The sequence below is a fragment of the Plantactinospora sp. WMMC1484 genome (genome assembly GCF_049315195.1).
In the GTDB taxonomy this organism is placed as follows: Bacteria; Actinomycetota; Actinomycetes; order Mycobacteriales; family Micromonosporaceae; genus Plantactinospora.
Map to the genome: position 1 here is coordinate 3,734,959 of NZ_CP186055.1, position 16,934 is coordinate 3,751,892.

Consider the following 16,934-nt stretch of genomic DNA (forward strand, 5'->3'; position numbering starts at 1 on the left):
TGGCCACACCGCCCCGCGTCACCGGCATTGAGGGGGAAACCACCGTGGCCCACGCCGCCCACGCCGCACCCGTCGAGGCCCAGCAGACGTCCACCAACCTGACCGCGATCCGGCGCACCCCGCTGCGCCAGCTCTCCACCGAACAGGTCCGGCCCGTGGTCCGGCGGATCGTCGATGACCGTGACCGCGCCGAGGCGGTCGACGTGGCAGCGTTCAACTCGTCGATCTGATCGCGTGACCACCACCGCGGCTGGCCGCTCCGAGCTGCGGCCGCGCGCGCTCAACCAGTACGTCCTCAAGGTACACAGCCGTTGTGACCTGGCCTGCGACCACTGCTACGTCTACGAGCACGCGGACCAGAGCTGGCGGGTACGGCCCCGGGAGATCGCCCCGGAGACCGTGGACGCCGCCGCCACCCGGATCGCCGAGCACGCCCACCGGCACGGACTGGCCCGGGTCCATCTGGTGCTGCACGGGGGTGAGCCGCTGCTGCTCGGGCCGGTCAGGCTGGCAGCGGTGCTGACCCGGCTGCGCGCCGTCATCGAGCCGGTGGCGGAACTCGACCTGCGGATGCAGTCCAACGGGGTGCTGCTGACTCCGCGCCTCTGCGAGCTCCTCGTGGCACACGGCGTACAGGTCGGCATCTCGCTCGACGGCGACGCCACCGCCAACGACCGGCACCGACGATTCGCCGGCGGCGCGAGCAGCCATGCGGCGGTACGCCGGGCGTTGGCCCTGCTCCGCCGCCCGGAGTACCGGCACAGCTATGCGGGCATCCTCTGCACGATCGACGTGCGCAACGATCCGATCCGGGTCTACGAGGCGCTGCTGGCCGAGGCGCCGCCCCGGATCGACCTCCTGCTTCCGCACGCCACCTGGAACGCGCCGCCGCCCCGGCCCGGCGGCGCGGCGACCCCGTACGCCGACTGGCTGCTGCGGATCTACCGCCGCTGGGTCCGGGACGGCAGGCCGGTCGGGATCCGGCTCTTCGACTCGCTGCTGGCAAGCGGGGCGGGTGGGCGCAGCGGCGCCGAGTCGGTCGGGCTCGACCCGTCGGACCTCGCGGTGGTCGAGACGGACGGCGCCTGGGAACTTGCCGACTCGATGAAGACGGCGTACGACGGCGCCGCCGGGATCGGGTTGGACGTCTTCCGGCACCCGGCGGACGCGGTGGTCTCCCATCCGGAGTTCATTGGCAGCCAGCGGGGTCTGGCCCGACTCTGCCCGACCTGCCGGCGGTGCCCGGTCGTCGCACAGTGCGGCGGCGGGCTGCGGGCGCACCGCTACTCCGACACCGGCGGGTTCGACAACCCCTCCGTCTACTGCGCCGACCTCAAGGAGCTGATCATCTCGATCAACCGGGAGACGCCGCCGCCCGGGGCGGCACGGGCCCGGCCGCCGGCCACCCCGGCCGACCACGACCCGGATCTGCCGCTCGACGGGGTGCCCGCCGAGGGCCTGCTCGACGACATCGGCGCCGGCCACGGCTCGGCGGCCAGCCTGCGGCGGCTCGCCGACGCCCAGCTCGGATACGTCCGGGGACTGGTGGTCGAGCTGGCCGGCCGGGTCGCCGGCACCCCGACCGCGGCGGCCTGGGAGCTGCTCGCCCGGCTGGACGAGGAGGCGGCGGACGCGCTCTCGGCCACCTTCGCCCACCCCTACCTGCGGCGCTGGGCGCGGCTCTGCCTCGCCCCGCCCGCCGGCGAGACTGCCGACCCGGCGCAGCTGGCCGGGCTGGCGGCGAGCGCCGCGGTCCGGGCCGGCATCGAGGCCGAGCTCGAGGTGCCGCTCCGGGCCGGCCTGGTCCACCTGCCGGGACTCGGCGCGGTCGAGCTCGACGAGCCGGGCGAGCGCCACGCGCTGCTCGCCCTCGCCGGTGGCGGGCTCACCGCCCGCGCCGGACGATCGGCGGTCTCCGTGCCGTCGACGGCCGTCATGGCGCCGCCGGCCGGGGGGCAGGGGCTGCCGGCCGGGCATGCGTCGACGGCCGGCTGGCGGCCGGTACGCCGGGTCGAGCTGGACGGTTCGCCGATCCTGGTCGAGGATCTCGATCCCTACCGGGACTGCTACGAGTGGCCCGCGACACCCCGGCTCGCCCCGGCGGCGCTGGCGTCCTGGCAACGGTCGCTGGCCGCCGCGTGGCAGCGGATCCGCCGGGACGCTCCCGGACAGGTGCCGGGACTGCGGGCCGGTCTGCGTGCCGTCACTCCGCTGCGGGCCGACCCCACCGGCCGGCTGCGGAGCGCCACCTCCCGGGACGCCTTCGGCGTGGTCGGCACCGTCGAGGCCCGTCCCGACGCCCTCGCCGTGCTGCTGGTGCACGAGTTCCAGCACGTGAAGCTCGGCGCCGTGCTGGACCTGACCCTCCTGTTCGACCCGGCGTACCCGGATCGGCTGCGCGTGCCGTGGCGGGACACGCCGCGACCGCTGGAGGGAGCGCTCCAGGGCACCTACGCCCATCTGGCCGTCGCCGACGTCTGGCGGGCCCGGCCGGGCCCGGAGGCCGGGGAGCACTACCGCCGGTACCGAGACTGGACGGCGGGAGCGATCGACGCGCTCGTCGCTACCGGAGCCCTCACCGGGCACGGGACGCGGTTCGTCCGGCGGATGGGTGAGACCCTGCACTCCTGGCCGGCCGCGCGCCGGGGCGATGAGCGCTGAGCCGGCCACCCGTACCGGTCGGGCCGGGGCGACTTCTCGATCCTCGCGCCACGGTCGATTTCGCGACAACCCGGATGGTCGAACACCGCCGGCCGTAAAGCGGGATGGACCGACTGGTGCCCATGTGCTTACCTTGGGCGACGGCTGTGGGGTGACGCGTGGTCGACGGCGGGAGAGCGGCAGTTGGACGACGGCAGGGTGGTGGACGATCCACTCGCTCCACTCTTCTTTGTCAGTTACGCCGTCATCAAACCGCCCCAGCGCACCCCCGGTGGCCGGCGTGAAGCCAACATCAACGCTCTGCGGCTCTTCTCCGAACTGTCGATCCACGTGAACGCCCTGGTGAGCCGGCAGCCCGGCGCGGACCCCGGCTTCATCGACCGCAACATGCGCGGCGGCGAGCGGTGGACCCCGGACCTGCTGGAGGCCGCGGGGACCTGCCAGGTCTTCGTCGCGCTCCTCTCACCGGCCTATCTGGACAGTGAGTGGTGCGCGATGGAGTGGAACCTCTTCGCCAGCCGCACGGTCGTACGGCGCGACGGCCGGCCCAGCAACGAGACCTGCATCCTGCCGGTGAGCTGGACCCCGGCGGACTCCTGCGAGCCGCCCGGCTACGTCCAGCGGTTCTCCCCGGACGGCACCCTGGACGAGGACCTGGTCCCGACCTATCACCAGGAGGGCCTCTACGGCCTGCTGTCGATGAAGGATCCCGCCAGTGATGTGGTGCTCTGGAAGCTCGCGCAGCGCATCGTCGAACTGTCCCGATCGCACTGGGTGGAGCCCCGGGTCCTGACCGAACCCGGCGGACTCGACCGGACGTTCTCCAGGAGGGGCGGATGACCGGGATCGGCGCGGCGGCACCGGTGGCGACCGAGAGCAGCACCTACTTCTTCCTCAGCTACGCCCACTCCGCCCCGATGCTGGAGGATCCACGGCTGGATCCCGACAAGTGGGTCAAGGTCTTCTTCGACGACCTCTCGGCGGAGATCCGCCGCCGGATCTCCGCCCCGGACGACCGGCGGGTCGGCTTCCTCGACGCGCAACTGCACTCCGGTGCGGACTGGGCGGAGGCGCTGACCGAGGCGCTCGGCAACACCCAGGTCTTCGTACCCCTCTACTCGCCCGGCTACCTCAGCAACTCCTGGCCGCTCGGCGAACTGGAGTCGTTCCGGCGCCGGTTGAAGGCGGCCCCGGTCGCGGAGAAGTACCGGCACATCGTTCCGGTGCTCTGGATACCGCTGCCGTCCTGGGCACAGAGCGCCGAGACCCGCGAGGCGTTCGAACTCGCCGGGGATGTCCCCGGCTACGCCGAGAACGGCCTCCGGGCGCTCTGCATGCTCGCCAGCTACCGCACCGCGTACGACGAGGTCCTGCGCCGGCTAGCGACGGAGGTGACCCAGATCGCGCAGCGCCACCCGCTGCCGCCCTCCGTGGTGCCCAGGGTCGCCGAGGCGCAGCACGCCTCGCTGGCCGATGCGCAGTTCGTGGTCGTCGTCGCCGCGCCGACCCTGGCCGAGGCGCCGGCCGACCGGGACCCGGAGGTCTACACCGAGCGGAGCGAGCAGTGGCGTCCCTTCGGTCGGGCGCAGGCGCTGCCGGCCGCGAACTACGTCGCGAGCACGGCCGAGCGGCTGGGTCTGGCCACCTACATCACCAGCTTCGCGGACGCCGGTGACGCGATGGTCCGCTGCCCCTCGGTCCTGCTCATCGACCCGTGGGTGGTCAGGGACAGCGCCGGTGAGCACGACCTGGCGCTCGTCCTCAAACGCCTGCCCCGGTGGGTGATTCCGCTGGTGGTGCTGGACGACAGCGACCCGCACACCGCGGCCGTGGGTGCCCGGTACGCCGACCGGGTCGCCCGGATGCTCGGTGTGGCGAATCGGCCTCCGGCGAAGCGGGTCGGTCAGTTGTCGGAGTTCGTGCAGATCATGCCCGAGCTGGTGACCGAGGCGCGCCGGCAGTACCTCAAGAACGCCCCCGTCCTTCCGCCGGGCCGGCCCCGGGTCCGGCGGCCGCAACTCGGCCGGCCCGAACCGTCGGGCAACCTCACCGCAGGCACCGAACCCGCAGGCACCGATCCCGCAGGCACCGAACCCGCAGGCACCGAACCCGCAGGCACAGAAGAGGAACGATGACTGACGAACGCGATGGCCAGGTGGTCACGTTCTACTCGTTCAAGGGCGGCACCGGTCGGACCATGGCACTGGCCAACGTGGCCTGGATCCTCGCCGCGAACGGCAGGAAGGTGCTGGTCGCGGACTGGGACCTGGAGTCGCCCGGGCTGCACCGGTTCTTCCACCCCTTCATCGACCTGAGTGTGCTGGCCGGCACCGGCGGGGTCATCGACATGATCCGCGGCTTCGAGACCCAGGCCTCGGCGAAGGACGCCGACGGCGTGCCGACGGTCGGTTCCCTGCCCGCCGGCTGGGAGGCGGAGTTCGCCCGGGTACGGCACTTCGCCTTCTCGCTGAACTACAGCTTCCCCGGCGGTGGCAGCCTGGACTTCCTCTCCGCCGGCCGGCAGAACCAGGACTACGTTGCCGGGATCAGCGGGCTGGACTGGGACGTCTTCTACGACGTGCTCGGCGGGGCGGCCTTCATCGACGCGCTCCGCGAGGACATGCGGCGCAACTACGACTACACGCTCATCGACAGCCGGACCGGGCTGAGCGACGTGGCGAGCATCTGCACCATCCACCTGCCGGACGTGCTGGTCGACTGTTTCACCCTGAGCGACCAGGGCATCGAGGGCGCGGCGCGAGTGGCCCGCGACGTCACCAGACGGTACGGCAACCGGCGGATTCGGGTGCTGCCGGCGCCGATGCGGGTCGACCCGGCCGAACAGGACAAGGCCAACGCCGGCCGGGCGCTCGCCATGCACCGCTTCGCGGGCCTGCCGGCGGGGCTGAGCGAGGGGGACCGGCGGGACTACTGGGCCGAGGTCGAGGTGCCGTACGTGGCCTACTACGCGTACGAGGAGACGTTGGCGACCTTCGGCACCGACCGGGTGATGCTCTCGGCGTACGAGCGGCTGACCTCGGCGATCACCGAAGGCCAGGTCCGCTCGCTGCCCCGGATGGAGGAGGTGCTGCGGGACCAGTTGCGTTCCCAGTTCGAGCGCAAGCGGTTCCTGCCGCAGGGCGAGATCCTGCTGCGGTACTCGCCGAAGGACAAGGTCTGGGCGGAGTGGATCGAGCGGATCCTCGGGCCGGCCGGGATCCGGGTCGTCGACGTCTGGCCGGGGGAGGCGGGCGCGGGCCGGGAGATCGTGCCGATCCGGACCCTGACCATCGTTTCGACCGGCTACGCGGAGAGCCCGCTGGACTCCCTGTCACCGGCCGAGACCCCCGGTTCGGGCACCCCGCTCGCGGTCTACGTCGACGATGTCAGACCGCTGCCCGAGTTCCTGCCGGAGACGTCGGTCTTCCTGACCGGGGTGACCCGGGCGAGCGACGCCGTGGCGGCCCTGCTCCGGCTGGTCGGCCGGGTGGCGCCCGCCCCCGACGACGCCGGTGCGGCACCCGGGGCCCGCTATCCGGGCACCGGACCCGAGTTGCAGAAGACCCCGGTCGCCAACGTGCAGTTCACCGGGCGGGAGGAGAACCTGCGCAGGCTGCGGAACCTGCTCACCTCCGGCGTCAGTCGGGGATATTCACTGGTCGCGCTGCACGGGATGGGCGGCGTCGGCAAGAGCCAGATCGCCCTGGAGTACGCCCACCGGTTCCGGACCGCATACGACCTGGTGTTCTGGATCGAGGCCGATCCACGGATCTTCATCGACACCCAGCTGATCGAGCTCGGCGAGCGGATGAGCCTGCCGGACCAGGCGAACGTCCCGGCCGCCATCCGCCAGGTGCTCGACACACTGGTCCGTGGCGACCGCTACCCGCGCTGGCTGCTGGTCTTCGACAACGTCGCCGACTACCAGGAGATCGAGGAATTCCTGCCGCAGGGCGGTCGGGGTCACATCATCATCACCGCCCGGGAGAAGACCTGGGAGGAGGGTGCGGAGACGATCGAGATCAGCCCGTTCAGCCGGGCCGAGAGCATCGAGCAGCTCCAGCGCCGGGCGCCCGGCATCTCCTCCGGGGACGCCGACCGGGTCGCCGAGGCGCTCGGCGACCTGCCGATCGCGCTGGCCCCGGCCGGCGCCTACCTGGCCGACAGCGGCATCCCGGTGGACGAGTACCTCGTGCAGCTGGCCGAGCAGGGGCCCGGGCTGGACACCTGGGGACCGTCCCTGGACCGGCTCAGGCAGGACTCGCCGGGCGCCTACCGACTGCTGGAGATCTGTTCGGTGCTCTCGGTGAAGGTCTCCATCGAACTACTCAACAGCAAGGGCATCGGTGAGCTGCTGCGCGAGGCCGACCCGTCGGTGCCGACCCGTTCCGGCGCGGCGAAGCTGATCCAGCGGACCAACCGGCTGGCCCTGCTGCGGCTCGACACCCGTGCCCAGCAGATCGAACTGCACCGCCTGCTGCGCGACGCCGTCCAGCGGCGGATGACCGGCGAGGAGCAGCAGGCGATCCGGCAGCAGGTGGTGAGCGCCCTGGCGGCGGCCCGGCCGGACAGCGACGTGGACGTGGCCGAGAACTGGGACCGCTTCCAGCTGCTCTGGCCGCACCTGGAGGAGTCCGAGGAGGCCATGCGGGCGGCGCTCGACTCCCACGACCCGGCCGTACTGGACCTGCTTGTCGAACGGGTCCGCTACATCTGGCTGCGCGGCGTGCTCGACCAGGCCCGCGAGCTGGCCGAGCGGATCCTGGAGAGGTGGACGGACCGGCTCGGTGCCAGCACGGATCCGGCCGAGCGGGAGATGTTGCGCCCGCCGCTGCTGCGGCTGCGCTTCAACTACGCCAACGTGCTGCGCTCGCAGGGCCACTTCGGTCGGGCGTACACCACTGACGAGGCGACCCTCGCCGAGCAGCGGGAACTGCTCGGCGAAACCCACGCCGACGCGCTGATGACCGCCGGCAGCCTCGCCGCCGACCTGCGCGGTCTCGGCCGGTACGGCGAGGCACTGGCCCGGGACCAGCAGACCTACCGGATGTGGTCGCGGGACTTCGGCGAGGACTTCCCGCGTACGCTCGCGGCGCTGAACAACCTGGCCGCCTCGATGCGGCTGGCCGGCAACATCCGGGAGGCGCAGCGCCTCGACGACCAGGTGTTCCAGCGGCGTCGGGTGATGCTGGGCCGCAACAACCACTGGACCCTCGCCTCCGCCGTCAGCCTCGCCCGGGACCTGCGGGAGTCCGGTGACTACCAGCGGTCGCTGACCGAGTCCCAGGAGGCGCTGGCGGGCTACCAGGCCCTCTCCGGACCGAACGCGGTGGCCACGCTGAACGCCCAGGTGAACCTGGCGGTGGCGCTGCGGACCGTCGGCCAGGCGGTCGAGGCGGGCCGGCTGCTCGACGCCGCGTACGACATGTTGCGGATGACGTTGGGCGACGACAGTCCCGACACTCTCGCGGCCCGGCTGAGCCGGGCGACGAACCGGCTCACGTTGCGGCAGGTCGCCGAGGCCGAGGCGGAGCTGCGCGCGGTGCAGGCGGGCTACCAGGAACTCTTCGAGGGCCCGCATCCGCACATACTGGTCTGCGAGAACAACCTCGCGGTGGCGGCCCGGGCGAGGGGCGACCGGGAGGCCGCCCGCGGCTCGGCACAGGCGGCCGCGAGCGGACTCGCCGGGATGCTGCACCCGGAGCACCCGTTCCTGCTCGCCGCCCAGATGAACCTGGCGGTCGGCAGGGCCGAGACCGGTGATCTCACCGGGGCGATCGAGCTGATGGAGGAGCTGCACAAGCGCATGCGTACGGCGCTCGTGCAGGGTCACCCGGACACGCTGCGCGCCGCCGCCAACCTGGCCCTGGTGCGGAACCTGCGCGAGCCGGACTCCGGTGCCAGGGAGTTCGACGCGGCCCTGGCGGAGCTGACCGGGCGGCTGGGCAACAGCCACCCGGACCTGCGCCTGCTGGAGGGGCGGACGCTGCTCGACCGGGTCGTGGAGCCGCACCCGTTCTGATCGGCGACGCGGCCGGCCAGCCCGCCGGACCACTCCGGCGAGGCGTGGGTCGGCGGGGACGGTGGGCCGGGCGGGGACGCTGGGCCGGGCAGGGTCAGGCCGGAGCGGTCGGGCGGAGGTCGACCAGCTCCGGCCGGGGGAGGGCGAGCCAGGCGAGGATGTCCGGCAGGATCTGCACGGCGGCGAAGTGCCCCACCCCGGGCTGCACGTCGACCTCCGCATGCCGGATCTGGGACTGGAGCCACCGGGTGTGCGCGACCGGTGAGAAGTTGTCCTCGGCGCCGTGCCAGAGCCGGACCGGCACCTTGATCGAGGAGAGGTCGAAGCCCCAGTCGCGGCTGAGCGCCAACGCGTCGTCGATCCAGCCGTCGGCACCGAACCGCACCGCCTCGGCGTAGCTCTTGGTCAGCAGCCGGCGCAGCGCGACGTCCTCGACCACGTTGCGGTCGGCGGCGCTCAACTCGCCGTCGATGAAGCTGACCACACTAGACGGGTCCCGCCGGGTGCGGTCGGCCCGGATGGTCAGCGACTCGATCAGCCTGCGCCGGTCGGACGTCGCCTCCTGGTACGCCTGGACGTTGGAGGGGGCCATCCCGTCGTACCAGTCCAGGCCGGCGGCGTCGGAGGGAGCCGGGGAGACCAGCACCGCAGCCCGGGTCAGCCGACCGGTGAACAGGTCGCTGGCGGCACAGGCGAGGGCGTGCGGTCCTCCGCCGGACCGGCCCACGACGGCGAACTCGTCCAGCTCGAGATGATCGGCGATCGCCTGCACGTCCAGGACCGCGTCGACGACCCGGCGGCCCGGATGGCGGGTGGACCTGCCGTAGCCGGGCCGGTCGTAACAGATCAACCGGATGCCGAGCAGGTGGAGGATCATGCCCCGGGGCTTCGGGCCGCTGCGGCTGCCGGGCATGCCGTGCATCAGGAAGACGGGAAACCCGTTCATGTCTCCGGAGGTCTCGACCGCGAGCGTTCGGCCGCCCACCTGGACGTCCCACTCAGTCGGCCGCTCCTGTGCCACCCTGCGCCCTCCTGTCGAGCCTCCTGGAGGGCGACGTCGAGGAGCACCAGCACGCACCGCCTCGGCTTCGGCTGAGGCTCCCTCGCCCAATCACGATGGGGCTGATTTCTGGAGGATTCAGCGTATCGCTTTATGACTTGGCTCACCAGCAGCGGCCGGCGGGCCGGTGGAAGTTCTCGCCGAGCCGCCGGGGATGTCGGTCGGGGCGGGCAGAATCGTCGGCGTGCAGGTGGCGGTGGCTCGTGACGAGGACGGCGACGGAGGCCAGCTCGTGCCGCTGCAGCCGGACGGCCGGCCCGCCGGCCCCGCCGAGCGGGTTTCCGACCTTGCCACGGCGGTCGCGGCCCGGGAGCGGGCCGACCGACCACGTTGGGTCTGGGCCTCCACCGGCGCGATCTATCCCGGCCTGCTGCGCCGGGGCTGCCGGGTGGAGCGCTGCCACGATGTCGAGCTGACCGAGGCGCTGCTGCTCGGTCAGGACGGGCGCTGGGGCGAGCCGCGCGGGCTGGGCGCCGCGTGGGCCCGGCTGACCGGCGCACCCGTGCCGGCCGACCCGCCGCCCCGGGCCGCCGCACCGCCCGGCGACGGCCAGACCGCGCTCTTCGACGTCGCGCCGGGGCCGCACCCACTCGGCCTCCACGCGCTGGTCCGGGTCTACGCCGACCAGCAGCGCCGGACCGCGGCGACCGCGCAGCCCGGACGGTTCCGGCTGCTGGTCGCGGCCGAATCGGCGGGTGCGCTGATCGCCGCCGAGATGACCGCGACCGGGCTGCCCTGGCGGGCCGACGTGCACGACGCGCTCCTGGTCGAGCTGCTCGGCGAGCCCTCCCCGGTGGGCGGTCCGCCGCGGCGGCTGGCGGAGCTCTCCGCGCGGATCGCGGCCGCTTTCGGAGTACGCCACCTGCACGCCGAGTCTCCGGCCGAGTTGCTCCGCGCCTTTGCCCGGGCCGGACACGACCTGCCGAGCACCCGTGCCTGGGTGCTGCGCGGCATCGACCACCCGGCGGTTCCGCTGGTGCTCGAATTCAAAGAGCTCTACCGGATCTGGACGGCGCACGGCTGGACCTGGCGGGACGCCTGGGTGCGGGACGGCCGGTTCCGCCCGGAGTACGTCCCGGGTGGCGTCGTCTCCGGACGGTGGGCGACCCGGGGCGGCGGCGCGTTGCAGATTCCCAAGGTGGTCCGGCGGGCCGTGCTGGCCGACCCGGGCTGGCGGTTCGTGGTCGCCGACGCCGGCCAGTTGGAGCCGAGGGTGCTGGCGGCGGTCTCCGGGGACGCCCGGCTCGCCGCCGCCGGTGGTGCCGGTGACCTCTACGCCGCACTCGCCCGGGAGAGCTTCGGTGGTGACCGGGCGCGGGCCAAGCTGGCCCTGCTCGGCGCGATGTACGGCCAGACGGGCGGTTCCGCGATTCCTGCCCTGGCGGTGCTGCGCCGCAGTTACCCGACCGCCTTCGAATACGTCGAGGCGGCCGCCCGGACAGGTGAGGGCGGTGGGCTGGTCCGGTCCTGGCTGGGGCGTACCTGCCCGCCGGCCTCGGTCGCGCTCCGGGAGTCCGAGGAGGGGGAGGGGACGGTGGTCGAGGCCGGCGGTCTCGACCCCTTCGGGCCGCGTGCCCGGGCCGCCGCCCGGGCCCGGGGCCGATTCACCCGCAACTTCGTCATCCAGGCCACGGCGGCGGAGTGGGCACTGACCCTCCTCGCCGGGCTGCGCAACGGGCTGGCCCGTCTCGGCGACGATTCCGCCGCAGGGGCGGGTTCCGGGCAGGAGGGCCGCGCGGAGCTGGTCTTCTTCCAGCACGACGAGGTGCTCGTGCACTGCCCGGCGGGGCAGGCCGACCGGGTGACCGCCCTGGTTCAGGAGGCGGCGGCGCAGGCCGGTCGGCTGCTCTTCGGCGCGACTCCGGTCCGGTTTCCCCTCGACATCTCCGTGGTGACCTGTTACGCCGACGCGGCTTAGCTCCCGAATTAGTCCGTTTAGTGCCGATACCTCGCCCGCGCCGGCTCGTTGGGTCCGTTGTGCGCGCGGCCGGGACCGCGCGCCCGGCGGAAGGTGACGCAACTGAACCGGATCGCAGGAATGATCATCGCCGCGGGCGGGGGACGCCGGATCGGCGGCCCGGAGGCGTTGCTGCACCAGGGCGGGAGACCCCTGGTGAACCAGGTGCTCGACACGATGCGTGCGGCGGGCTGTGGGTCGCTGGTCGTGGTCCTCGGCGCCGCGGCCGAGCAGGTCCGGTCGACCGCCGACCTCTCCGGGGCGACGGTGGTGGTCAACCGCTCCTGGGGCACCGGGATCGGGTCGTCCATCCGGCTCGGCCTGGACGCCGTGCCGGCCGGGGTCGAGGCGGTGGTGGTGGTCCCGGTGGACATGCCGGGCCTGACCGAGGCGGCGGTACGCCGGGTGGCGGCCCTGCCCTATCCGGAGGCCCTGGTCTGCGCCACCTACGACGGGTTGCGCGGCTATCCCATGCTCTTCGGCCGCCGGCACTGGCCCGGCATCGCCGCGCTGGCCAACGCCGACGTCGGGGCACGCCCCTACCTGATGGCGCACAAGGACGAGATCGTCGACATCGCCTGCGACACCGTGGCGGACGGCAGCCGGGCGAACACTCCGGAGCTGCTCGCCGCCTGGAACCTGACCGTCCCGGTCCCCGCCCAGCGGGTCGCCGTCTGAGGGGTAAGGAAGGGCCCCTGCTTATCGTTTTCTGTAGTAGAAGGGCCCCCTATTAACGCCTGGGCGCCGCTAGCCGGGCGGGTCACACCTCGATGTCGAAGCGGCGCAGCACCGACGGGGCGAGTAGGCCGAGCGCGGAGAGAATGGAGATCACCGTGAAGGCGCCGCGGAGCACCACCGTCTCCACCTTGCCGCCGACCTTCACCGCGATCTTGTTCGGGATGCCGATCATCATCCACATGCGACGCTTGATCGGCACCGGCCAGAGGATCGGTACACCGTTGCTGGTGATGATGTCACCCATGATGTGCACGAAACAGCCGACGCCGACCGCCACCCCGAGCATCGGGTAGCCCCGGTCACCCGGAAGGTGCAGAAAGGTGAAGTAGGCCGCCGCCGCCGACACCAGGGTGACGATGACCCAGCCGGCCCGCTTCGCCCACTCGTCGAAGAGGCCGCGCAGCGCCAGACCGATCATGAAGAAGAGGATGCCGATCACGGCCCACTTGCCGTACGCGGTGCAGAGGGCGGTGGTGCCCCAGCCGACCAGTGCGGTGAACGGCAGCGTGTGGGTGAGCGTACGGTGGCCGTTGTTCCGATGTGGATCCTTGCTCAGCTTGGTGGCGTGGTAGACGCCGAGGGAGATCTTCTCCATCACCTCGGCGAAGAAGAGCGAGACCACGCCGAAGGTGCGGGCCACGGTCGCGCCGCCCTGGTTGCGGGTGACCTTGCCGGACATGTCGAGGTCGGGGAAGAGCGCCCCACCGGCGCAGACCGCCGTGCCGACCGCGATCGCCAGCGGTGACTGCTCGTAGCCGGCAAAGTAGTTCAGTCCCCAGGACCCGGCCAGCCAGACCGCGGCACCGGACAGCGCATGGGATGGCCCCATCATCGTTCTGCATCCTCCCCAGGAACATCCCGTACGGCTGGCGACACTGTGCCAAACCGCCGATCCCGAGGCAATCACCACGTGATCCACTGTGGGTTGCCGGCGTGTCGCGCGTCCGGACCGGCCGCGCCGGAAGCCGATCCACCGGCGCCGCCGGCCCCACGGCCCGGCGGCGCCGGTCGACCTCGGACCCGGCGCGCCGACGGTGCCGGGGGGCGTTGCCCGGGGGGTGTCGGGTCAGCAGGCGGCGCCGCCGAGGGCCAGCAGGTTCCCCTCGGGTACGACGATCCGCGCCGCCCCGCTTCCGGCCCGGACGCGCGGGGCAGGGCCGGCGTTCGCCGCGCTGGCGTAGACCGCGGCCGTACGGGCGGCGATGCTCGCCCAGCCGTAGCGCTCGGTGACCATGGTGCGGGCCCGGCGGGCGACCCGGCGGGCGAAGACCTCGTCGCCGAGGAGCGAGTCGACGGCACCGGCCAGCGCATCTGGGTCGCTGTGCGGGAAGGTCACACCGGTGACCCCGGGCTCCACGATCTCGGCGAGTCCGCCGGTGGCGGCGACGGCCAGCGGCGCCCCGGCCGCGGCCGCCTCCAGGGCGACCATCCCGAACGGCTCGTAGAGGCTCGGCACCACCGTCGCGTCGGTGGCGGCGAGCACCGCCGGCAACTGCCGCTCGGTCATGAACCCGGCGAAGCGTACGCTCTCCGCCAGCCCGAGCCGCTGCGCCTGCTCCTGCAACTCCTGCCGGTACGGACCGTCGCCGGCGATCACCACCCGGAGTTCCGGATGCCGCTCCCGCAGCCTCGGCACCGCGTGCACCAGGTGTTGCACGCCCTTCTCGTAGACGAGCCGGCCGGCGAACCCGACCAGTGGGCCGGCACCGGCGTAGCGCTTGCGGGCGGCGGCGACGGCCCGGGGCTGGGCCGACCAGGCCCGGTCGTCGACACCGTTCGGCACCACCTCGACGTGCCCGTCCGGGAGCCCGAAGAGCCCGTTCACCTGGTCCCGCATGTAGCCGGAGCAGGTGATGACCCGGTGCGACTCGGCGCTGAGCCAGTGCTCGACCGAGTGGATGGTCCGGTTCATCTCGTCCGGTAGCCAGCCCTGGTGCCGGCCCGCCTCGGTGGCGTGGATCGTCGTGACCAGCGGGATGTCCAGGTGGTCGGCGAGGGTGATCGCGGTGTGCGCGACGAGCCAGTCGTGGGCGTGGATCACGTCGTAGTCACCCGTCCGGGCGGCCCGCAGGGCGGTCCGGGTCAGGGTGTGGTTGAACGCCATGGTCCAGGCGAGCAGGCTCGGGGTGGCCAGCGGGAACCCGACCGGATCCTCGGGGGCGCGCACCACGTGCACCCCGTCGGCGTACGCCTCCATCGGGGCGCCCTCGCCGTGCCGGGTGACCACGGTGACCTGGTGCCCGGCGGCGGCCAGCGCGGTGGCCAGGGCGTGCACGTGCCGGCCGAGCCCGCCGACCAGCACCGGCGGGTACTCCCAGGAGAGGATGAGTATCTTCAGCGGGCGGGCTACCGGGAAGGTGATGACGTCGGCAGTCGGTGACATGGCCCAGCCCCCTTTGAGTTGATTCCCGCGCACACGCGTATTAGCACCTGTTACGGGTGCCTACGCGTCATTGGGTTGGCGCCAATACTGCCGGCGGCGGGAAAACCGGTGAAGACGCGGCCGTTGCGGGGATGTAACGGCGCTCGGTCAGCTTCGGCGTACGCGTAGAAGTTCCGCCACCGACCAGGCCTGGAACGGCGCCCCGGTGGCGCCGTGCGGTGGCACGCCGTCTGCGGTCTCGCTGACCGAGCCGAGTCCGTACTCGGACAGGTGCGCGACCAGTCCGGCGAAGAGGTCGTCGACGGGGAGGCCGGCGTGGCGGCACGCGTCCGCGTACGGGCCGATCAGCCACGGCCAGACGGTGCCCTGGTGGTAGCCGGAGTCGCGGTCCGCCGGGCCGCCCCGGTGCCGCTCGACGTAGCCGGGACTCTCCGGGGCGAGGCTGCGCGGGCCGAGCGGGGTCAGCAGGGCCTCGCCGATCCGGCGCAGCACCGCCGGATCCGGGTCCAGCGGCGGGTACGGCAGCGACCAGGCGAGCAACTGGTTCGGCCGGAGCAGGTCGTCGTCGTGGCCGTCGCCGGCACCACGCGGATAGGCCGGCGGCGGGGCGTCGACCACGTCGTAGAGCCAGCCGGCCGGGGCCGGGAAGCGGCGCCGGAACGCCGCGCGGGCCCGCTGGTGCGCGGCCGGTGCCGGGCCGGGCTCCTGCCCGAGCAGCCGGGCCAGGTCGGTGACCGCGGCCAGCCCGTTGATCCAGAGCGCGTTCACCTCGACCGGCTTGCCGGCCCGCTGGGTCACCGGCTCGCCGTCGACCCGGGCGTCCATCCAGGTCAGCGCCTCCCCGGCCGCGCCCTGGGTGAGCAGCCCGTCGGCCGGGTCGGCGACGATGCCGTACCTGGTGCCCCGCAGGTGGTGCTCGATCACCGTCCCCAGTGCCGGCAGCAGCTCGGTGCCGAGGTCGGTGTCGCCGGTGACCGCCACGTGCCGGGCCACCGCGTGCAGGAACCAGAGCGTCCCGTCGACGGTGTTGTACTCCACCCGCCCGGTGTCGGCGGTGTTCGCCAGCATCCCCTCCGAGAGGGTCTCCGCGTACGCCCGGAGCAGTTCCCGCCCCTCGTCGGCCCGGCCGGTGGTGAGGAACAACCCCTCGTACGCGATCATCGTGTCCCGGGACCAGGCGCCGAACCACGGATAGCCGGCCACCACGTCCGGCCCGGTGCCGGTGCGGATCACGAACGCGTCGGCGGCCAGGGTCAGCGTCGCCGCCGCCGCGTCGGCCGGCTTCCCGGCCGCCACCACCCGGCGGTTGCGCCGCCGGGCCGCCTCGATCACCTCGTCGGCCGGCGGCGGCTCCTCGGCCAGGTCGCCGGCCCAGGCCAGGACCGAGACGCTGTCGCCGGGACGGTCCAGCGCGCCGGTGAAGCGGCCCGCATACCAGAGATCCTCCTCCGGGGCGAGCCCTCGGGCCGCCTCCTCCCGGTGGTGCACCCCGTGCCACCACTGCCCCTCGGGCACCCACTCCGGCCCGGCGAGCCGGAACGCGTCCTCGACCACCGCGCCGCCGGCCACCGGCTCGATCTTCGGCGCCGGGCCGTCGGCCCGCCGCTCACCGTGCCCGTCCCGCCAGGTCACCACGGCGGCGAGGCCGAGCCGGGCCGGGCCGCCGGCCACCAGCCGGTGCCGCACCGCCAGGCAGGACCGGCCGTACGCCATGGCCAGCTCCCGCTCCAGCACCAGGTCGCCGATCCGCCACCGCCACCGGGGCAGCCCGTCGACCAGCTCGAAGCGCTCCAGCAGCTCGTAACCGCGCGGGTCGACGTCGCCGGAGCGCCACTCGTGCGCACCGAGCCGGACCGCCGCGCCGGAGGGGAGGACCAGCTCCGGGTCCAGGCTGACCAGCCCGAGCCGGCGGGCCGCCGGAGTCTCTCCGGCAATCACGAGCAGGCCGTGGTAGCGCCGGGTACGCAGCCCGCTCACCGTGCCCGTCGCGTACCCACCCAGGCCGTCCGGGACCAGCCATTCCCGGTCGACGCCGGCCTCCAGGTGACCGCAGACCCGCGGCCCGAACTCGATCGGCAGCATGGCGCCCATGATGCCCTCTCCGGTGACGGAG

At 73.2% G+C, this 16,934-nt stretch carries 11 protein-coding genes; 7 read left to right on the forward strand and 4 right to left on the reverse strand.

Going from position 1 to position 16,934, the window contains the following annotated elements; genetic code table 11:
- Nucleotides 1-44: 44 nt before the first annotated feature.
- The 5 genes from ACN28C_RS16420 to fxsT all read left to right on the forward strand — a co-directional run bounded on the left by ACN28C_RS16420 (nucleotide 45) and on the right by fxsT (nucleotide 8,683).
- Nucleotides 45-230 carry a hypothetical protein gene (locus tag ACN28C_RS16420; protein ID WP_422774305.1) on the forward strand — a complete coding sequence of 62 codons (186 nt, stop codon included), beginning with the start codon at nucleotides 45-47 and terminating at the stop codon, nucleotides 228-230.
- A 4-nt stretch (nucleotides 231-234) separates the two neighbouring features.
- The gene (locus ACN28C_RS16425) at nucleotides 235-2,661 is read left to right on the forward strand and encodes an FxsB family cyclophane-forming radical SAM/SPASM peptide maturase (protein WP_422774306.1); all 2,427 of its coding nucleotides are present in this window, start codon (nucleotides 235-237) and stop codon (nucleotides 2,659-2,661) included.
- Between the two features lie 183 nt (nucleotides 2,662-2,844).
- Nucleotides 2,845-3,501 (forward strand): TIR-like protein FxsC, encoded by a 657-nt coding sequence (locus ACN28C_RS16430; RefSeq protein WP_422774307.1) that lies wholly within the window; start codon nucleotides 2,845-2,847, stop codon nucleotides 3,499-3,501.
- A complete protein-coding gene (locus ACN28C_RS16435) occupies nucleotides 3,498-4,796 on the forward strand; it encodes a TIR-like protein FxsC (RefSeq protein WP_422774308.1) in 1,299 nt (432 codons plus the stop codon). The genes ACN28C_RS16430 and ACN28C_RS16435 overlap by 4 nt, the downstream gene beginning before the upstream one ends.
- Complete coding sequence (gene fxsT, locus ACN28C_RS16440) at nucleotides 4,793-8,683, forward strand: FxSxx-COOH system tetratricopeptide repeat protein (protein ID WP_422774309.1); 3,891 nt, start codon at nucleotides 4,793-4,795, stop codon at nucleotides 8,681-8,683. Before ACN28C_RS16435 ends, fxsT begins: the two co-directional genes overlap by 4 nt.
- 94 nt (nucleotides 8,684-8,777) lie before the next feature.
- Here the strand turns inward: fxsT and ACN28C_RS16445 are convergent, their stop codons facing one another.
- Nucleotides 8,778-9,704 carry an alpha/beta fold hydrolase gene (locus ACN28C_RS16445; RefSeq protein WP_422774310.1) on the reverse strand — a complete coding sequence of 309 codons (927 nt, stop codon included), beginning with the start codon at nucleotides 9,702-9,704 and terminating at the stop codon, nucleotides 8,778-8,780.
- Between the two features lie 193 nt (nucleotides 9,705-9,897).
- On the opposite strand from ACN28C_RS16445, the gene ACN28C_RS16450 reads away from it, so the two are divergent.
- Both ACN28C_RS16450 and ACN28C_RS16455 read left to right on the forward strand, forming a co-directional pair.
- The gene (locus tag ACN28C_RS16450; protein WP_422774702.1) at nucleotides 9,898-11,661 is read left to right on the forward strand and encodes a bifunctional 3'-5' exonuclease/DNA polymerase; all 1,764 of its coding nucleotides are present in this window, start codon (nucleotides 9,898-9,900) and stop codon (nucleotides 11,659-11,661) included.
- A gap of 120 nt (nucleotides 11,662-11,781) precedes the next feature.
- Nucleotides 11,782-12,378, forward strand: a complete 597-nt coding sequence (locus tag ACN28C_RS16455; protein ID WP_421494019.1) for a nucleotidyltransferase family protein — start codon at nucleotides 11,782-11,784, stop codon at nucleotides 12,376-12,378.
- Between the two features lie 82 nt (nucleotides 12,379-12,460).
- Here ACN28C_RS16455 and ACN28C_RS16460 read toward each other — a convergent pair whose 3' ends face one another.
- The 3 genes from ACN28C_RS16460 to ACN28C_RS16470 all read right to left on the reverse strand — a co-directional run bounded on the left by ACN28C_RS16460 (nucleotide 12,461) and on the right by ACN28C_RS16470 (nucleotide 16,903).
- Entirely contained in the window at nucleotides 12,461-13,270 is an 810-nt protein-coding gene (locus ACN28C_RS16460; RefSeq protein WP_422774311.1) for a metal-dependent hydrolase, read from the reverse strand.
- 234 nt (nucleotides 13,271-13,504) lie between these two features.
- A complete protein-coding gene (locus tag ACN28C_RS16465; protein WP_422774312.1) occupies nucleotides 13,505-14,821 on the reverse strand; it encodes a glycosyltransferase family 4 protein in 1,317 nt (438 codons plus the stop codon).
- Nucleotides 14,822-14,968: 147 nt separating this feature from the next.
- Nucleotides 14,969-16,903, reverse strand: a complete 1,935-nt coding sequence (locus ACN28C_RS16470) for an amylo-alpha-1,6-glucosidase (protein WP_422774313.1) — start codon at nucleotides 16,901-16,903, stop codon at nucleotides 14,969-14,971.
- Nucleotides 16,904-16,934: the final 31 nt, after the last annotated feature.

What these genes read in the sequence shown, in the direction of transcription:
- ACN28C_RS16435 (WP_422774308.1), top strand. Translation starts at nt 3,498, where the DNA reads ATGACCGGGATCGGCGCGGCGGCACCGGTGGCGACCGAGAGCAGCACC.
- fxsT (WP_422774309.1), top strand. Translation starts at nt 4,793, where the DNA reads ATGACTGACGAACGCGATGGCCAGGTGGTCACGTTCTACTCGTTCAAG.
- ACN28C_RS16450 (WP_422774702.1), top strand. Translation starts at nt 9,898, where the DNA reads ATGTCGGTCGGGGCGGGCAGAATCGTCGGCGTGCAGGTGGCGGTGGCT.
- ACN28C_RS16455 (WP_421494019.1), top strand. Translation starts at nt 11,782, where the DNA reads ATGATCATCGCCGCGGGCGGGGGACGCCGGATCGGCGGCCCGGAGGCG.
- ACN28C_RS16460 (WP_422774311.1), bottom strand. Translation starts at nt 13,270, where the DNA reads ATGATGGGGCCATCCCATGCGCTGTCCGGTGCCGCGGTCTGGCTGGCC.
- ACN28C_RS16465 (WP_422774312.1), bottom strand. Translation starts at nt 14,821, where the DNA reads ATGTCACCGACTGCCGACGTCATCACCTTCCCGGTAGCCCGCCCGCTG.
- ACN28C_RS16470 (WP_422774313.1), bottom strand. Translation starts at nt 16,903, where the DNA reads ATGCTGCCGATCGAGTTCGGGCCGCGGGTCTGCGGTCACCTGGAGGCC.